Origin of the sequence: Dyadobacter sp. 676 (assembly GCF_040448675.1) — a bacterium.
GTDB lineage: Bacteria > Bacteroidota > Bacteroidia > Cytophagales > Spirosomataceae > Dyadobacter.
Genome location: NZ_CP159289.1, coordinates 2170408 through 2188395, shown reverse-complemented (window position 1 = coordinate 2188395; position 17988 = coordinate 2170408). Strand labels below are relative to the sequence as shown.

Here is a 17988-nt window from a genome sequence, read left to right as displayed (position 1 = left end):
GTCTTAATGCATTCATAGAGCGAACCCCACTTGAAACTTTTTAATTATCTCCATGCCTGATACAACCCGCTCATCAGATCAGTGAACGAGGTCAATGCGGCGAAAAATGTCGCTACTTGAGGTAAATCTAATTGCTAAATTTGCCTGCGATTTCATTGAAAAGGTTAGGAGAATAGCAGATTCCGCGAGCACCTGGTCCGTTTATTCGGTGGGAAAAACAAAGTCAAAACTGTAATTTGTCAATAGGAAAAGTCGGAATTAAGCGACAAGTTAAGTAAAGTCAGAGATTAGTAAACAGTGATTTAGCTAAAACAAAAAACGGAACTTCGGACGATTTCTCGCCAAAGTCCCGTTTAGTACCGGGGACGGGAATCGAACCTAAAAATCAACAGAAAAGAAGAGAGATAAATGGAATAATAATTATCTGTTAATGAGATACTTAATTATTGTTCCCAATGGGGTACTTTCTTTTGTTTTCCGTTGGTGTCTCAAAATCCGTTACCAATACGTTACTATTCGGGGTAGATTCCTATATTTGTAAAGCAACCTACAACAAAAGGAAAATATCATCCAATGGGTGTCAAGCTACGACGAAGAGAATTGAAGGATAAGTACCGGTACTACCTGGACATTCACGAAGACGGTAAGCGTCGCACGGAGTTTTTGGACGTGTACATTTACAAGCGACCGAAGAATCCGATTGAAAAATCAAATAACGAAGAGTCAAAACGCGTGGCGGAGGCTATTAGGGCCAAGAAGGAACTGGAGATCGGTGCCGCCGATTATGATGTAGAACTGACGCATCGGAGAACGGTTGATTTCTTCGTCTATTGCGACGACTTTTTGAAGTCGTACACGAAGAAGGATCATCGGATGATAAGTTGTAGTGTGAATTATTTGAAGGAGTATACCGGCGACAAATCGTTACGGCCAAAGGCGATCACAGAGTCCTTCTGTCAAGGATTTAAGGATTGGCTTGATGGTCATGAAAAGCTGAGCGGAGATACCCCCCCATGATTATTTTTCAAAGTTCAAGAAACTGGTTAAGGCGGCGACACGCGATAAGCTCTTCACCTCAAATCCGGCCGCTGAAATCGTTAACAAAACGGATAAGCAACGAATTGCGAAGGATGTTTTATCAACTGACGAGTTGCAAGCTTTGGCAGGAGCATATTGCGGAAATCAACACGTAAAACGGGCCTTTTTGTTTGCTTGTAATACAGGCTTGCGGTTTTGTGATATTGTCGAGCTTAAATGGCGAAATATTAAGAGCGGCACTTTAAGTATTGATCAACAGAAGACAGATAGGAAGGTCACAATCAACCTAAACTCGACGGCAATTCGCCTTATGGGGGATTCCCAAGGCCCTGATGATTCGGTGTTTTCACTACCATCACATAATGCGGTACTAAAATGTCTTGCAAATTGGGGCAAGCGAGCCAAAATAGAGAAACATATTACATTCCATGTAGCTCGCCATTCATTTGCGACCAACCTGCTGATCTACGAAACGGACATTCGGAGCGTGGCCAGTTTGCTGGGGCATAGTGGGCTGAACCATGTGACCAAATATGTACGTGCAGTGGAGGAAGTTAAGCAAAGGGCCGTAGATCGACTTCCAGAACTTAACTTCTAATTGACATGGCAATAATTTTTAGCATGGGAAATATGGGCGACCCTTTGGACGTCCTTGAAGCCTATAGAAAGTTGGACGCAGGTTACAAGCTCGGGAATCTTTCCGATATAGATGCTGAAATTAAGCGATTTAAGGCGTGGCATAACGACGAAGTAGATCACATTCTCAGAACTGCAGAGCTCGGGGACTTGGAGTCACTTGTTGAGTGCCAAGATCGGGCATTACAATTAGAGGCGGCGTTGACTTTTACCGCCACCAACGCGTCGCGTAGCAGGTTGAGTCCAGAAGCCTTTTTTCAATTGGAAAAGGGGGCCATTATCAGCATTGACCTACTAAAAAGTGCTGGGGACCTAATACGACAACGACTCGAGATATTAAGCCGTCCAGGAGCAACACAGCCGGCGCGTATTACGCGATCTCCCGGGCTATCGTATTGCTGGCTTTCTGATCCTCAAATTCCGGTTTTATACAACCTTCTTTTGGGTACATGGATTTCAGAAGATACTATTGAAAAGGATTTCGGGGAAGTGTTCAATCAGACCCCTATTGTCGATATATCGCCAATCAAGTGGCTTGGAACCGCGAGCTCGTTGCTGTACTTCTTGTCTCAAAGCATGGAACATGGTTTTTTATATCCTCCGGCGGAAAGATTTAGCTACAAACAGATGAAGTCTTGCTTTAAAAAACAAGATGGGTCTGAGTTCTCTGAAAGTTTGAAGCAGCTGAAAAGCCTACCCGATTGTAAGGCAAGCAGGGCCGATGTTGAAGCACTTACCTTCATATTAGATTCACTACCCAAAAAGAAAAAATAATGTCCGAAGCCTGATAACACGGAAGCACCAGCCAGAGCCGGTGCCGCAATGAGTCATTTATGCATCTTGATTATGACTGTGCAATGCGCGAAGCCGGTAAATTAAAATTTTCAAGCTTCCGTGCAGATTCCCATAATCCTCGAAAAACGCTGCAACTCCATTTTTATCCATATCGTACAGCGTTGCGTGGTAGAACATCCGCCAGAGTAGCATATCCGTTTCTCCCGGGTCGGGGTGATGACAGAAGAAATCGTCGATCGTATCTTGTATATCGCCTGGAATCGGATGGATTAGCACTCCTGGCGGCGCTTGCGTTGATGTGGTTTTTGTATTCATCGATCGTTGGGTTAGCAGTGAATTAATGCGTTAGGATAGGAGTGGCCGCCTCTTGACGACCACCCGTGACGTATCAGTCGAAATAAAAACCTACAACCTGTTCGAGGTCACCGCGCCAAAAATGCGCTGGACGTCGACCGAGATCCTTTCCTGATCCATTATGGAACTTGGCATCCAGCAGATGAATAAAGCCAGCCTCTCCAAAATACTTCGTAGCGTCCATGTACTTCCTTTTGAGCGCGCCGAAGTAGATTTCGAGATTCTTGTTCTCTTCGTCTTTGATTTCCGAGCTGTAAGGCTGATCTATTACTATTTTATCCATCACATGCTTCATGAACCTGTGTCCGCTCACCATTCGGCCGGAAACTAACATTCCGCTTAGGGCCACGGTGACGTTAATTTCTCTATCTGTACCATTAACGTAGTCAATAACACTAGCTAAAACTGTATCGGTTGATTCTATTCTGACCATTGTTTGTTTAGTTTCAAGTGAGTACTGTTTATCCTCTCCATTCGGCAAAAATTCGATTCTCTCGTACCCGACCGTACACTTTAACAAAGTCGGTAGATGCGTGTCCAAGCATGCTTGCGACTGCCTCGAACGACATCCCTCTCTGATTGATCGACATATCCGTGAAAGTTTTACGTGCGACTTTATTTGTCAGGTGTTTGTCGGTCCCAATTCGCTCGGCGATAACCTTTAAGTAATCGTTCTGCTTTTGCGAGCTGATCCGAGGCAAGTCGTCAACTGATCCGTATTTATCAATAAGTGCCTGGGCCTCTTTACCAATGGGGACTATTGCAGGCTGGTCATTTTTTTGACGTCGATATTCAATGAATTTTTGCCCTTGATAGTTTCGGACGTTATTGTTGTTAAGTTTTTGATAATCTGCAATGTGCAACCCAGTGTAGCACATGAAAAGGAAGCCATCCACAACGCGTTGCAATCTGAGGCTCCATTCCGTCGTTTTGAGTGCTTTGAGTTCATCATCACTCAGGCAGGTCAGATTTACTTTCCGTTCCCAGTCCAAGCGGAGTCCTTTGCCTGGGTTGTGCGTAATGGCCCCGTTGGCAACGGCTAGCTCGAACAGTCCAAAAACAGCGCAAACGCATTTGTTACAATAGTCTTGAGTGTACTTTTTCACGATTTTCAAGTGTTCGTGAAACTCTCTAATATGAGCGGGCTTCACATCTTCAACCAGAATTATGGGAACCGCTTCCCGGAACATGGTATAAATGTGGCGATACTTCATAATGGTCCTGCTTGTCCTTCCTCTGCGATGCAGGTCCTTTATTTTGGCGTCGCAAAGGGCCTCGACTGTCCATTTTTTGTTATACTCCAGCTCATGGTCAAAGTAATGGGCAATAACTTCTTCGGGTTCTGGAATACGGCCTCGACGACGAAATTCTTGATAAACAGAGTCGAGTCCGTCCCGAATGCTGATTAATTTTTGGGTCGTCTGCTCATCGCCTAAAACTACCTGCAGTTTGTTATCCCATGTTTCTGGCCTAGCCCTTAGTCCGGTAGAAAAAGCCGTCGCGGGAACCCCATTTACGCTAACCCGGCATTGAATCGAGCAATAGCCCGACTTATTCTTACGAGATTCGGGGACTTGAAAGCGAATGGTTATCCGATGCCTGACTACACGGTTAAATATTTCAGAAGGTCGATTTCGCCTTTTTCGAACGAGCACGCGATTGTTGAACACTTCCTTGTCTATCTCATCGATGGTCTTCATCAATTCAAGTTTTTCATTTACCTCAGCGATCATTCTTTCAAAGGCGGACACTTTGTCTTGTGCTCGCATAGGCTTTCTCTGGACCGACGTTTCAAAATCGTTTAATAACCGTTCCTTTAACCTCAGTAGTTTTTCTCTCTTACTAAGGCCCTCGTCGGATTCGCAAAAGTTGGCTTCATATGCGGTTTTGAGCATTTCAGCAGTAACCACCCCGGCGGTCCACATTTCCTTGTACTTGTCAACAAGATAAGTGGTAGTGTCGCGGATTGTTTGATTGAGTGAGTCCGACCCTTCGCCGGTAAATTCCTGATGGCGCGGAATCCAAACGGCTGTTCCAATATCGGTGTTGATATTTATGCGGGCCTGTGTTCCTTTAACCGTAATTTTTGCTCGAAAGATACTTTTTTGGACGGCAAAGCGGATTTTCAACGCGCTCGGAATCGTTGCCCGAACGTGTTCATTCGTTGTTGTTTTCATCTTAATGAGAGAATTGGTGATTAAATATTCGTGTCGTTAAACATGTCGGCGGGTTTGGCCGGCTTGGGAGGTTGCACTGCGGTCAAAAATTCAGTTAACCTTTTGTACAGTGATTGCGGCGTCTAAATTGAGCCAGGCTCGGAGGAGCAAACTGAGCCACCTGGAAGCGATCTGATAGGTAGCCTCATAAAGTTAAGAACTAAACTTGATTTTGGGGCATTTTCATTCTCACTCGCATGGACTGACCTTTCAACTCGATGCGGTTTGCGTGCTGTAAGATGCGGTCCATTATCGCGTCGCCCAGGGTCGGCTCTGCCAAGTACTCATACCATTTGTTGATCGGCAGTTGCGATGTAATAATAGTGGATGCTTTTGCATGCCGGTCTTCGATAAGCTGCATGATTGCCAATTTAGCGTTGTTATCCAAAGGCTGTAATCCCCAGTCATCCAGGATCAACAGATGCATTTTTTCAAGCCTGGCCAATTCCTTGGCATACGATCCATCGGCTTTGGCCAGATGAAGCTTTTGCAGGAGTTTGGGTAACGAAAAATAGGCAACACGTAAACCCATTTGGCATGCCTGGTATCCCAAAGCCGTAGCAATAAAACTTTTACCACAGCCCGTAGCTCCCGATATAAGAACATTTTCACTTCGGGTAATAAAGCTGGTATCAGCTAGCCGGAGCATCAAGTTTTTGTCCAGGTTTCTTTCGGGATGGTACTCGATCTCTTCAATAGCGGACTGGTAGCGGAACTTGGCTTGCCTGATGGCCGTCTGCATTTTACGGTGCTGCCGGTGCTCATATTCAGCGTGGATCAAGTGGGCTACCAGTTGATCACTGGTAAGTTGCTTATCTGCCGGCAATGTAATGATCGTCTCAAAAGCCTGGGCCATGCCTGAGAGGGATAATTGACGCATCTGGTCAAGAGTTGCTTGATTGTTCATTTTCAATTGTTTAATTATTAACTATGTGATCTACAAAACAGAAGAATACGGCCTTCATTGATAAAATTCAGCCCCCCTGATATTGTCGTGAAGGGGGATAACGGGGCGTGGAACGCCATCAGCATCGGCTGCAACGACTTCTTCATCTATCAACGGGATGCGGTCCAGCTCACGGTCCAGGATAGATTTAATCAGCGTTGCCGAGATGTGATTGTAGTACAAGGCCCGTTCACAGGCGTTTTCCAGACGCTGGGCAGTGTAACGTTTGGCAAAAGCAAGTACCCCTACGCACGAGCGATAGGCCTGTTCGGGATAAACCTTGCTGCCCAGGATCTCGTTAATGGCAAGGCGCGTATTGGGGCCAATTTTATCAGCTTGTTCTTCAAAAAATGCGGGCGACCAACTCTGTATCCACTGATGGCTAGGGTGCAGATGCTCCTTTAATGTCGTGTACCGATTTTTAGTTATGAGCCTTTCGTGGCATGCAACCCGCTGATGATTATGATAAATCTCCACGGATTCATGGGTGTAAACCAGCTTTACCTGTTTGCCTACAAGCCGGTAAGGGACTGAGTAATAGTGCTTATCCTCTTTCAGGGTAGCGTGGCCGTTGGGATGTACTTTTGATAAGGAGAACTTTTTCAATTGATAATGCTGTGCAGGCAACGGCATTAACGCATCCTGTTCAAGTTCGATAAACCGCTCACGACGAGAACTTTCCTTTCCCTTTTGTTGGGTATTGTTATGAGCCTCCAACAGCTGTCTGACTGCGGCATTGAGCTGCTCGATGGAATGAAAGACATGGTTGCGAAGTGGGGCGTAAATACGCCCGTAAAGGATGTTAACCGCATTTTCCACCAACGCCTTGTCTTTAGGTTTTCGGCTACGGGCCGGGAAAATGCATGTCCCGTAATGCGAGGCAAAATCTGCCAGGGTCTGATTGATCTCGGGTTCATAGCGATCGGCTTTGCTGACAGCTGCCTTTAGATTATCGGGAACGATTGCCTGGGGGACCCCGCCGAAATAGGCCAGTGCATTGCTCAGGGCCACCACCAGGTCCTCTTTTCGCTGGCTCATCACGCATTGGGCATAGGTAAGCTGTGAACAAGGCAGGATGGCCACAAAAAACTCCACTGGTATCAACTGGCCTGTTTGAGCATCTGTCAGATGAAGTTTACCGCCTGCAAAATCGACGAAAAGCTTATCCCCAGCCTTGTGTTCAAAGTGCATGCTAACCTTCTGTGAGGCCAGCCACCGATGAAAGTGGTAGCAAAATTGCCGGTAGCCGAGCGCCGCCGGATGTTTTAAAGAATATTCCGTCCACAGTGTCAGACGGCTCACCCCAGCACGGGCGAGTTCTTTGGGGTAGCCTGGGAAAAGAGCATAAAGCTCCCGATGCTCCGCCGGTACAACTTCTGGTGATGGCGGATTAAGTAACTTGTTCAGTTCTTCCTCCGTCCATGATAAAAAGGTGGATAAGTCTGTGTTGTGAGCAGACAGCTGCCGCAAATAATTATCGAGCGTATTGCGGGATATGCCTAAAACGCGGGCGATAACGCGGTTACTCTTTTGGGAGGTCCGCAGTTCAATGATACGTTTGACTTGGAACATTTGGATTCGCTGGTTTGCCATCGTCTGTCTGACAGCGACCGCTATGTTGAAGGTCGGTGCCCAACAAACTTCGGTTAATTACAGCTACCCAATCAGATCCTTCAAAAGTGGCTCACTTTGCTCCGCCGGGACTGGCTCAGTTTGCTCTGCCGAAGGTGGCTCACTATACTCCGCCGCTCTCAGTACAGGAAGGTCCTTTCCAAATTTTCTCGCCATTCTGTGGGCTGCTCGGGATTCGAGATGCTGCTTTGAAGCATGTCCCATAGCACTTTTTCCATGTCTACGGCATTACCGCAGTAGGAGAATAGCTCTTGGACTTCTTTGTGTAAGTCGACTTGCGCTTCGCCGGCGCTTTCGGCATTGCATGTTGGGCAATTCTTCATAGATTTGTTTTGGTTAGATTATGAAAATTGATTTAGCTGGCCCGGAGTGCGAGTTTTCGACGACACAGCAAACCGGGCTTTCTCTTGTTAACTTCTTGTAGGAATTTCCAACAAGAATAGAGTAAAAAAATTACTTGGGCGTAAAGTTTACGATCGTTTTTACTTCGACATCGCCGAACTCTCCCAATATCTCAACCATCCGTTTTTCTGAGATACCTCTCTTGTGAGTGAAATCACGCCAAGCGGTGACCAGTCTTCCCTTTTTTTGATCGGGCGGAAGGTTGCGATAAATGTTGTCAAGCCACCATTTGAAGGCCTCTTCTACTGAATTAAATGTTTTCATAGTTCGAAAATAAAATGATTTGTTGGAAGTTCCTACAAAAATGAAATTTATTTTCTATTTAATTAGAATTAGGAAACGAGCATCCCACCATTTTTAAATGACAGTAAGCTGTATGTGATTGATTATCAGTGTTCATCGTATACGATGAGTAGGGGAGTTACATCAGAATTTCGTAACCGGCTATTGTCGGGTGTGGGCGTCCATCAGGCAGACATCCGTTTCAACGAGCGGGATTCCCGGCAGTTCGTTTGAAGTTTTCCACAATTTTATGGAAAACCCCAACCCGAGACAAGTATCCTAAAATGAGTGTTTCTGATAATCAGCCGGTTAAGTTTTTAACAATTTTATCAAAAACCTGCTCATTGATCTGAGACCAGGCTCGTATCGTGGTGAAATGCTCCTTTCTCTGTCCTGAGGTATAACTGATAGTCTTCGGCGGATCACAGATTTTGTACAACAAAGAAAGGCTACCAAATTGGCAGCCTTTAATAGTTTATAGACTGTTAAGAAATGTGATTTAGAATTTTTCTGTCGGTGTATAAACGTACCTAACAGTATCCAAATCTTCTCTGTATTCCCCGCTTTCCATTATATTGCTCAAATCCATTTGGTAGGAAAGCGGTTTATTTTCAATAAAGTAGAAGCGGATTTGGAAGCCTTTCGTTTTAGAAATCCGATAGTATTGTACTTCGCGTGTCTTTTCAGGATTTGTCGAATAGCTCCAAGGAATTGCGTCAATTATAGTGGTATCTGTAAAATTAGGCGATGAAAAAGCGAATATATAATGAGGATTGTTAGTCATGTAGGCGCTATCGAACTTAGTGTAGACGCTCATTTTTAGAAAAGCAAGGCTGTCTGCCTCAGTTACATTTACCTGATCAGCCTTTTTGTATAGTGAGGTCAATCGCCAATGGCCTTCGGTCGTGTTGCCTAACGGGTCCCCCTTTGGACCGATAGGTCTGTCACGATCACAACCGCTCAAGGTTAGGCTTGCCATTATTATTACTATTAAACCTCGCTTTTTCATAACAAAATAATTTACGGTACTACAGTATAGGCCTTCATGTTTGCACTGTCATAAACGGTTCCGTCTCCCGTGATGCTTGTGTAATTGAACCATCCACTATTTTCACTTGCATTTCCCCAACCCCAGTTCATTTGATACAGAGTAACGCGATGATGATAACAGTAGCCGCTCTGATCTTGGTAAATCGCATTCAAGTCCTGGACACCATCAATTACCCAAATATGAGCAGAACCAAGGCAAGTTGTACATCCTGCTCCGAATAAGATGACAGGCCTACTAGCCAAAAGATGCTCTCTAATTGTACTCTCGCCACTAAGACCCCAGAAGTCAACTTCGTTTGAAATGTACCCGTGACTATTGAAAAAGTCATCTATTTTGGTGGGTAAATTCCACGACTGGCAACCACTGCCAGAGGAGAAGCCTCCACCCAGCAACGGATTTGCTGTGTTATAGTGTACATCAAGATCTGCGCCTACGTCCCGAAGCAAATGTGCGATGTTTTGATGAGATTCAACTGTCAGATCGCAATTGGATGACGACAAAGTTGGTGGCATGGCATTAAACATCGCTGTTGTAAAAGATCTGCCATTGGCTGTGATAGGTTTTCTATGATAACGAAGAACTTGCCCTACTGCTACCGCCCCGCATGAAGTATTTGTTTTACCACAGTCCATGTTGTTACAGAATAGGATAGAATTTGAGGGACAATAGTAGTTGTAACCTGTCCCTTGCCTCCAACGTGAAAATTGATCAGTCAAATGCTGTATAGTCACGTTTGTGGGAATTGGATGCGTGACAAAGTATTCACAACTTGCTTCTGGCGTCCACACGGGCTGGTCCGTCGTCCTTCCATTGCCAGCATTTTTTTTCTCAAAATATTTCCACTCATTAACGACGTTTCTATGAGCTTTGGTGTTTTTTTCAACACCTTTATAGCTTTGCGAAACCAAATCCTTCCAAAGCTGTATCCCAGGGTTGTCTGTGTCCAGATTAAACGAGCCTTCGTCGGAGTAAGCAAGGACGGGTGTCATTCTTCTATCGGCCGATAGAAGAAGAAAGCCCTTATTGTCCTCGTAATTTATCGCATAGAACACAGTTTTACCACGATTTTCCTTGAATTCCTTCATTTCCTTTACCTTTTTGGAAACTTCCCCTGAGGTGCGGGCATTCGCAGGTGCATTCGAAGCGGTCGCTAACTTTAAAGCCTCTTGTTTGCTTACCTTAAAATCTTCCGGAGGGGTGGTTTCGACCGGATTTAATTGGTCCGTTTTTGAGCACCCTATTATGGATGCAAGTACCAATAGCAGAGACAAAGCCTTTTGGATTAGATTTTTGTTCATAATTAAGTAAGGTTTGTGTGAAATTTGAATTAATCGCTATTAAGTTGGGTCATAATTTAATAGCGGTAAAAGTTATATCAATTGCTGATATTATTTATGCTCTACAATAAGTACGAGATGTTTTTTAGACGAATTCTGTTCCTTTGTCGATCAATTAGCGTCTGGTTTCGACGAATGTTTTTGCGATGTTTACTAATTGCTAATAAGAAAAGCTACCGATATAGGTAGCTTTTCTTAATTATCGGCAAAGTTTCTTTAACCTTCTGCCGTTATGCTCCCTTTTTTAAATGAGTGAAAATAGAAATTAGTGTACGGGCAGCGTGGCCGCGAAGTCGATCGCGGTCTGCCGATCTTTGACAACGGCCATAAATCCGGAGCCATGCCGAAAACTAAAACCATCGCATGCAGCGACCGCTCGGGAACTGTGTCACGGCTTGAATCTGCCAGCCGTTTGCGTACCGCATAATAGCGAAAATATGGTCTAACTTCGCTGCTCAGTTGGTCCGGGATGATGGATGGCACAATCTCCGTACCACGGTCCGGTTGCCGCGGGGTGAGGAAATATAGTTTATTTCAAGAGAGATAGCACGAAGTGCAGGAATATTTCCAAAAATGATTGGCCTAATAGGCCCGTGTCCGATTTGACTCCAATCTTTTTGTCTTGATTGTGTTCTATGTCGCGAATATCGGTGGCGTTCATTTAGTAGGTCGCCGAGGTGAATGGTTCGTAATTCGGATTCTGTCAGACTGAACTTGTTTGTTACTCCGGCGATGTCCTTACTGTAGTTTGCTCAGCAATGCGTGCCCGACCGATTTCTCGAATTCAAGCCATGGCTGCGCTATTCCTCCGAGAAACAGACCTGTGTAAAACGTAGCTGCGAAAGTGAACAAATAACCGCCGAGTGTTGGCGTCACGCCTTCGATAGATATCTTGTTGGCGACATTAGAAATCTTGGCGCCTATCAACGCATTCTTCTTCACGAGCACATATTTTTCCTTGTTGTCATCGACCAGCTCGTATTTGTAGTTATGTGAAAGGTCCTTTTCCAGGATTGAAACGAGCTCTTCCCGAGATACGGATCTATTTGTGGTCAGGGTCTTCATGGTTGATAGGCTGAAAGTAAGTTATTCTTCTCAATATCGGACAACCTGCCATACCAGACAAATAAAATGTGATGGAAGGGCGAACAGACCTATATTGAAAACGATTGCGAAGCAGCGTTTCTGGCAAATACAATGCCAGTAAATAAAAACTATTTTGACATTTGATTGGATTGTGGTAAGCTTATGGAACGTTTACATCCTCCGAAATTAATGTCATATTTTGATGAATGCGACTGATTACAGTCCCCTCATTTTGGCGCTCCCTATGATTCAAATAGACTTAAGCACCATATTGGCGCTCGTGTTTAGTTCAGGCCTAGTATCAGCAATTGTATCCAAATTGGTGGTTGAGCGCATGAAGGCTACTTGGAAGCACGCGGCAGATAGAAAGCTTGAATCGTTAAAAGGGGAGATTACTCAAAATAATGCAATTGTGCTTTCCTTGATTGGGCAAAGCGGCCAGGCCAGGCAAAGAATCGTTGAAAAGCAGGTGGAGTCTGTTCAAGTTCTATGGGAGTGCACTAAGAAAATCAGTAGTTCGGTTCCTGGACTCATTTCGACAATAAACAACATCCTGACTCACGAGGAGGTGCTCTCTGGCGGTTTACAGCATCGACGAAGGGGACTATCATTTGAAGAAGAGATCCTCTCGATCGATAAAATTGAGTATTTCGAGAATGCCTCCGGAAACTTAGAACGACTTCAAACTCTTCGTCCCTTTATAGGACCCCGGCTCAACATTCTTGTAACAGCATATAATGCGATGATCGGTCGAATGGTCTATCTGTTGATAAACGCCGCTGAAACGAAAAAGTATGTACCCTGGAATATGGATTCCGGTATGCTTCAAATTTTTGGAAATGTACTTACAGAAGGGGAAGTAGAATTCCTTAAAAATGGTACAGGTATCCATGGCTTTAATATCATCGTCGATTTAATGGAGCAAAAGGTACTGAATGAAATTTCGAAGTTACTTTCAGGGCAAACAATCGTTGATGACGCACTAGCCATCGTGGATAAAATGAAGTCGATTGAGTCTGTAAAAAATGAATAGTTAACGAGTGTGTAGAAACATCGTTTTCGTTTTCATTGATTTTGTTACCCCTAACTGAATATATAGAGCTCCTTGTTAATGTAACCCATATGTTACACTGTTGATTTTTGAAAATATGAAACTATTTAAGTTCCACTCCATAAATGCAAACCTTCTCCATAGTCTAAGAAAGTGTGTACACTGGTATGCTAGGTTAGATCACTTAAATGATCCTTTTGAGTGTTTTATTGATGACAATACTACCGAAAAAGTATACGAGATCTTTCGATCGTCGCTTTGTTCTTGCTCGTTTTCTAAGAGTATGAAAGAAATCTTGATGTGGTCGCATTATGCCAACAATCACACGGGAGTATGCCTCGAATTTGAAATTGACGATAAGGATCGTGAGAAGATTGAGGGCCAGCTTTTTCCGATAGAGTACTCAAATGACGTTGTTAAAACAGATGCGGCAAGATATCACCATTCTGGCGGTCTCGCCATAAATATCAAGGAAGAGGGAGTGTTTTTAGTCAGAAAGTTTTCAAACTGGTCATATGAGCAGGAAATCAGAGCATACGGGTCTGTCGATGAGGGCGCGAAGGGAAGAGAATATCCATTCATTGGGAAACTTGTGGCTATAAATTTTGGCCTGAAATCTAGTAAGGACGATATAGATCTAGTGATTCATAACTGTACACATCTCCGTGATTTGCAATTTAACAAAGTGCGACTTCATAGACCAAGTATGGAAATTGTTGTCGATTCAAAAATTGAATTGAAGACCCCAACCGAAGCTTAATTCACGATTATGAAATGTATATTTTATATTTTCTTCCTACTTCTTTCATCTGGCGCATTCGGACAGGTATTTGTAAAAGGCGTCGATATCAATAAGCTCCAGATGTCAAGGTATGCGAGCTACTTCTGCTCGAAGATTTTGTTGTGAGCTCTGGGATCGAGGTAGCCATTGACTACGCGTAGAAAAGAGTGAATTTGAGAGTAAGGTCACCGATAAGTCAGGGGGGCAATCAAATTTCCACCAGCTGTGGCTGGTATCAACCACCTAGAGGCCTACGGATGGCAATACATAAATAGATAACTCCGTCACCCAGAAAGGACGCGGAGTTATCTACCGACTATTTTCGTCGGAAATCAGAATCCGAAGCCTCGAAGTGACCGATTATTTTGATCAATGATTTTACTCAGTTTGTCATCAACATCGATCAGCTTCCGAGTGTACGATGTATTTTGAGAAATCTGTGTCAAAACCAATAATGAGGATCTCACATCAAACGCCATCTGAGCATTATAAATTCGGATTGCGTTGAACTGGCCGGCCAGCACTGAGGCCGTTTCCTCGCTCATCCCCTTTATTGAGCCCGACAGTGAGTTATTCAGATTAGCCGCTGAACCTGCGATATCTACACCGGTTATCTCCTGAATCGTATCGGCCAGCTGCTTCGATCCGGTAATGATACCGTCCCAGTCTTTTTTCAAATCTGCCTGCTCATCCTTGCTAATCACTCCGTCACTCAATGCATACTCGCCCATTTTCTTGTAAAAGTCGGCCAGCTTCGCGTCCATAATTTGCGCTTTCAGCGAGTTTACGACTGCATTCCGCATCATTGTCTCAAAGTCGTCGGCAAAGTCCGCGGCAGACGATTTCCCGGCCTGTAAACCGGCTACTATTGCATCGGCAATCTGTGTTTCGGTGGTAGCAGTCAGGAATTGGCGGAATTCGTCGATCAGCTGCTTTTGTTTTTCCTCCGCCTCCTGATAGGTTTTGATCAGTAGTTCAAGCGCTTCCAGGTCCGCCGCGACGACTTCCTTCCCGTTTAACTTGCCGCCGCCTTTCCGGATCTCTGCCAACAGGTTGATAAAGTCCTCGATGTCGTCGTACCCGGAGGTGTCGATGTTCTCGAACTTGTACTTGATTTTGGTTTCTGCCTTGCCGGCCGTCGCAAGCTGCGTGTATACTCCCCAGAATCCTTTCGCTTTGACTTCGGTGCCGAGAATAGGGTCCACGAACACCTTATCGGCAGATTTGATGACATCAATGCTCAAATCCTTCAAACCTTGTAACGCGTCTTCCTGAGCTTTGGCATACGACTCGATCAGTGCCATCGTGCCGCCTGACTTTTCGGAGCCGGTCAGGTTACCCAGCAAATACTGTTGCCGCTCCAAAAGGATGTTTACCCCGTCAATCTCGGCTGCAAGCCCTTTGTAATAGGATTCGTGCTCTTCCATGCCGGTATAGAAATCCTCGGTGGTCTTGAAGGCGTCGCGGACCGTGGTAATCAGGAACGAGTGGATACCGATAATATCGCCGATGGCAGATGCTTTGTCGCTGGCGGATGCGGTGCTGAAATCAAACGAAGCAAGGTTGGCCACGCCTTCGATGGCATTTCCGAGATCGCGCAGGTTCAGTTTAAACTGTTCGGTGAATTCCAACGTGACGTCGCCCAGGGCCTGGGAAAGCACAGAGCCGGCGATACGCAGATCCTCAACGCTCTTGTTATTGAGCGCTTTCTTGGCCCTTGCCAGCGCCTTTTCGAGTTCGAGCCGCTTCTTAACAGAGATTTCCTCGTTTTTAAGTTCCTGCTGGATATTGTCAATCCGGATTTTCAGCTGCTCGCGGGATAGCTGTTTTATATCTTCATGGATGCGCTGATAGGCTTCAGTCCGTTCCAGTTCCTCGTCGGCAATGGCTTCCAATTCCTCCTTTTTCCGCTTCTCAATGTTGTCCAGCTCAGTTTTGAGTTCGTCCTTGCTATACTTTAAGATAGCGGCCTTGCGTAGCGAATTGTATTTTTGCTCTGCCTGGATTCTTTTTTGCAAGTAGGTAGCCGACTCCCGCTGAAACTCAATCAGCGAGGCTTTGAGCGCTTTTTCTGTTTCAACGATTTCGGAATTGAGTAGTACAGACTTGGCCTGGCCGCTGGCGCTATCCGGGTCGCCGACGTTACCCCGCTTGCTGTACAGGACATCCAGGTATTCGGCCAGAGATTTCGCTTCCATTTTGGCCTCTTCGAGCTCATCCTTGAACTGCTCGACCGAGGTTTTCTGGTTGAGCGCATTTCGCCTCAATGAAAGCAGGTTATCAAGATCTGCGGCATCCTGATCGCTGAATTTGCCAACATACCCTGTGTCCTTCATCGCTTCAAGCCTGGCGATTTCGTTGTTCAGGTAGTCAACATAGGTTTTCTGCTCGGAAATAAGGCTAGCGAATTGCTCGTCGGCCGCAGCCTTCCCGTAACTATCAATCCATCGTTGATAGAGCTCGTACAGTTGCTTTTTGGATTCAAGTTCTTCGGCGAACGTCTTGACCCGGACCTCTTTTTCGTTTTCCGCTGATGCGCGAGCGGCAGCCGCAGATTTGCCTCCCGTAATTTTTGCCCGTTGTGCCTCTAAAATCTTGATCTGGTTACCGATGTGGTCGTACTCCTTCTTCGAAGTGGCTTTCTTTTGGACGTCTTGCAAAGCCTTAATTTGGGCATCATAGGCCTCGACGGTCATTTTGCCGGCTTCCTTGATATCGGCTATTTCTTTCCGACGACGGGCGCGGCGTTGTTCAATACCGCTGTTGAGTTCATCGAGAAGAGCTTTTTCTACCTGTTTGGACTTTGCAATGGCCGCAGTTTTCGCCTGTTCCAGGTCTTGTGCAATAACTTTGCTGGCGTTGAAGCTGCCGCCGCCCATTCCAGCCGCGGTTGCGGCCATTCCAAGTCCTGCCGTAGGTAAGAACGACATTCTCAGCTCATCATCCTTCTTGCCTGACTTAATGTCGAGCTGGTTTTGCAACTCTGCCTCGATCTTGGCTTGGATCTGTGCAACCCGGATTTGCTCGCGCTTCGCCCTGATGTATTCGTTTATTAATTCCGTTGCCCTACCGGTTGCTGCATTCTCCAAAGTGATGCCCGAAAGGATTTCCGGATTCAAGTCGACGAGCTTCTTTAAAATCTTTCCCTTTTCCTCTCTGGTTTTTGTTTCATCCTTCAATTGCTGGGTCAAAACGGCGATGCTTGCTTTCTCCTTGTTGATTTCCGATTCAGTTTCCCGAACGGCATTGGCAAGCTTTTCCTTGGCTTCGGTTGCAGCATCGGTTTCTTTGCCGAACACAATGATCCCGGTAACCAGAGCGGCGAGCGCTGTTGCGGCGATCACATACGGGTTCTGGCGTACGACCAAGTTGAGAAGAGCCTGTGCATCGGCCGCCGTCCTGATGGAGCGGGCAAGTGCCACAAAGGCCTGAACCTCGCCAAGTATTAAAGAAGAGGACTGCGCGGCTGTAGTCAGTATCAATGCGGCACGGTATGCACCATAGCTGGCGACAACAACTTTGAGAACATCCAGGATATCCTGATAGTGTTCAACCGCGGTCGTTGCCCCGGTAATGATATTCTCGATAAGGCCTTGATTGGATTTCCCAATATCATTAAAGGCGATGTCGATGCCATCCTTCAAACGTTCGATTAGGCCGGGAATAGATTTGGATTGTTCCGCGGTCAAATTATAGAACATGCCGCCGGCCGAAGTCATATTTTTGAATGCTTGTTCTACTTGCGGGAATCCGACCTTCCCCGCTTCGACAAGCGCATTTACTTCGTCTACCTGTACTTTGAGAACTTTGGCCAGTTCCGCATAAATCGGTATTCCGCGTCCCGCGAATTGCCGGATATCCACAGCGTACGCCCGGCCTTGCGTTCTTAGAGTGCCGTAAAGGTAGATTAGGTCGCTTATAGGGGCGGAGACACCTGCTGCGATGTCGCCAATCATTCGCATCTCGCCAACAACTGTTTCTGCCGCAGACCCATAGGCTAAAAGTTGTTTGGCACCGGCAGAAAGATCCTTCAATCCAAAGGGTGTGGTGGCTGCGGCCTGAATTATTTCGCGGGTTAGATTGTCTGCCTTCGACTTGCTTTGCAGCATCGTGTTCAGCGAAATCTCGAGTTGTTGGAACTCGCCCCGCACACGCACGATCTGCTGCGGAAGTTGCGCTAATTGAAGTCCTGCGAATGCACCAGCGGCGACCCTTCCCAAATTCGAAAAGGTCGCATTCATTCGGTCGGCCTCAGTTGTCACGGTCTTGGTGACGCCCCGTGTGAGGTTTTCAATACGTTTGATTCCCTGGGCATAATTGTCAGTGTGAAGGTAGGAGTCGAAGTCGATCGCTCCGGATGAACTACGCATAGTGTGGTATT

15 protein-coding genes are annotated in these 17988 nt (G+C 45.7%); 5 read left to right on the top strand and 10 right to left on the bottom strand.

What is annotated here, in order from left to right; all coding sequences use genetic code 11:
• Positions 1–573: 573 nt before the first annotated feature.
• From ABV298_RS09780 to ABV298_RS09770, 3 genes are read left to right on the top strand one after another with little or no spacing between them, the layout of a single operon-like run.
• On the top strand, positions 574–1017 hold the full coding sequence (locus ABV298_RS09780) for a phage integrase SAM-like domain-containing protein (RefSeq protein WP_353721942.1): 444 nt from the start codon (positions 574–576) through the stop codon (positions 1015–1017).
• Complete coding sequence (locus ABV298_RS09775; RefSeq protein ID WP_353723164.1) at positions 1004–1636, top strand: site-specific integrase; 633 nt, start codon at positions 1004–1006, stop codon at positions 1634–1636. Before ABV298_RS09780 ends, ABV298_RS09775 begins: the two co-directional genes overlap by 14 nt.
• A gap of 5 nt (positions 1637–1641) precedes the next feature.
• A complete protein-coding gene (locus ABV298_RS09770; RefSeq protein ID WP_353721941.1) occupies positions 1642–2448 on the top strand; it encodes a hypothetical protein in 807 nt (268 codons plus the stop codon).
• A gap of 57 nt (positions 2449–2505) precedes the next feature.
• Here the strand turns inward: ABV298_RS09770 and ABV298_RS09765 are convergent, their stop codons facing one another.
• The 9 genes from ABV298_RS09765 to ABV298_RS09725 form a co-directional block, all read right to left on the bottom strand.
• Complete coding sequence (locus ABV298_RS09765) at positions 2506–2784, bottom strand: hypothetical protein (RefSeq protein ID WP_353721940.1); 279 nt, start codon at positions 2782–2784, stop codon at positions 2506–2508.
• A gap of 73 nt (positions 2785–2857) precedes the next feature.
• The gene (locus ABV298_RS09760) at positions 2858–3256 is read right to left on the bottom strand and encodes a hypothetical protein (RefSeq protein WP_353718787.1); all 399 of its coding nucleotides are present in this window, start codon (positions 3254–3256) and stop codon (positions 2858–2860) included.
• A gap of 28 nt (positions 3257–3284) precedes the next feature.
• Entirely contained in the window at positions 3285–5000 is a 1716-nt protein-coding gene (locus tag ABV298_RS09755) for a site-specific integrase (RefSeq protein WP_353721939.1), read from the bottom strand.
• 199 nt (positions 5001–5199) lie between these two features.
• Entirely contained in the window at positions 5200–5946 is a 747-nt protein-coding gene (gene istB / locus ABV298_RS09750) for an IS21-like element helper ATPase IstB (RefSeq protein WP_353721938.1), read from the bottom strand.
• A 54-nt stretch (positions 5947–6000) separates the two neighbouring features.
• Positions 6001–7557, bottom strand: a complete 1557-nt coding sequence (gene istA, locus ABV298_RS09745) for an IS21 family transposase (protein WP_353721937.1) — start codon at positions 7555–7557, stop codon at positions 6001–6003.
• 513 nt (positions 7558–8070) lie between these two features.
• Entirely contained in the window at positions 8071–8283 is a 213-nt protein-coding gene (locus ABV298_RS09740) for a hypothetical protein (RefSeq protein WP_353721936.1), read from the bottom strand.
• 517 nt (positions 8284–8800) lie between these two features.
• Positions 8801–9310, bottom strand: coding sequence for a hypothetical protein (locus ABV298_RS09735; protein ID WP_353721935.1), 510 nt, complete (start codon positions 9308–9310; stop codon positions 8801–8803).
• 11 nt (positions 9311–9321) lie between these two features.
• The gene (locus tag ABV298_RS09730) at positions 9322–10650 is read right to left on the bottom strand and encodes a C10 family peptidase (RefSeq protein ID WP_353721934.1); all 1329 of its coding nucleotides are present in this window, start codon (positions 10648–10650) and stop codon (positions 9322–9324) included.
• Positions 10651–11427: 777 nt separating this feature from the next.
• Positions 11428–11754: a hypothetical protein gene (locus ABV298_RS09725; RefSeq protein WP_353721933.1), complete on the bottom strand. Its 327-nt coding sequence runs from the start codon at positions 11752–11754 to the stop codon at positions 11428–11430.
• 223 nt (positions 11755–11977) lie between these two features.
• On the opposite strand from ABV298_RS09725, the gene ABV298_RS09720 reads away from it, so the two are divergent.
• Together ABV298_RS09720 and ABV298_RS09715 are read left to right on the top strand one after the other, a co-directional pair.
• Positions 11978–12808 (top strand): hypothetical protein, encoded by an 831-nt coding sequence (locus ABV298_RS09720; RefSeq protein ID WP_353721932.1) that lies wholly within the window; start codon positions 11978–11980, stop codon positions 12806–12808.
• 301 nt (positions 12809–13109) lie between these two features.
• Complete coding sequence (locus ABV298_RS09715) at positions 13110–13586, top strand: DUF2971 domain-containing protein (protein ID WP_353721931.1); 477 nt, start codon at positions 13110–13112, stop codon at positions 13584–13586.
• Positions 13587–13939: 353 nt separating this feature from the next.
• Here ABV298_RS09715 and ABV298_RS09710 read toward each other — a convergent pair whose 3' ends face one another.
• Positions 13940–17977 carry a tape measure protein gene (locus ABV298_RS09710; protein ID WP_353721930.1) on the bottom strand — a complete coding sequence of 1346 codons (4038 nt, stop codon included), beginning with the start codon at positions 17975–17977 and terminating at the stop codon, positions 13940–13942.
• Positions 17978–17988: the final 11 nt, after the last annotated feature.

Coding starts and splice junctions, on each gene's coding strand:
- ABV298_RS09765 (WP_353721940.1), bottom strand. CDS start 2,784: ATGAATACAAAAACCACATCAACGCAAGCGCCGCCAGGAGTGCTAATC.
- ABV298_RS09735 (WP_353721935.1), bottom strand. CDS start 9,310: ATGAAAAAGCGAGGTTTAATAGTAATAATAATGGCAAGCCTAACCTTG.
- istA (WP_353721937.1), bottom strand. CDS start 7,557: ATGTTCCAAGTCAAACGTATCATTGAACTGCGGACCTCCCAAAAGAGT.
- ABV298_RS09755 (WP_353721939.1), bottom strand. CDS start 5,000: ATGAAAACAACAACGAATGAACACGTTCGGGCAACGATTCCGAGCGCG.
- ABV298_RS09740 (WP_353721936.1), bottom strand. CDS start 8,283: ATGAAAACATTTAATTCAGTAGAAGAGGCCTTCAAATGGTGGCTTGAC.
- ABV298_RS09710 (WP_353721930.1), bottom strand. CDS start 17,977: ATGCGTAGTTCATCCGGAGCGATCGACTTCGACTCCTACCTTCACACT.
- ABV298_RS09725 (WP_353721933.1), bottom strand. CDS start 11,754: ATGAAGACCCTGACCACAAATAGATCCGTATCTCGGGAAGAGCTCGTT.
- istB (WP_353721938.1), bottom strand. CDS start 5,946: ATGAACAATCAAGCAACTCTTGACCAGATGCGTCAATTATCCCTCTCA.
- ABV298_RS09760 (WP_353718787.1), bottom strand. CDS start 3,256: ATGGTCAGAATAGAATCAACCGATACAGTTTTAGCTAGTGTTATTGAC.
- ABV298_RS09780 (WP_353721942.1), top strand. CDS start 574: ATGGGTGTCAAGCTACGACGAAGAGAATTGAAGGATAAGTACCGGTAC.
- ABV298_RS09715 (WP_353721931.1), top strand. CDS start 13,110: ATGAAAGAAATCTTGATGTGGTCGCATTATGCCAACAATCACACGGGA.
- ABV298_RS09730 (WP_353721934.1), bottom strand. CDS start 10,650: ATGAACAAAAATCTAATCCAAAAGGCTTTGTCTCTGCTATTGGTACTT.
- ABV298_RS09770 (WP_353721941.1), top strand. CDS start 1,642: ATGGCAATAATTTTTAGCATGGGAAATATGGGCGACCCTTTGGACGTC.
- ABV298_RS09720 (WP_353721932.1), top strand. CDS start 11,978: ATGAATGCGACTGATTACAGTCCCCTCATTTTGGCGCTCCCTATGATT.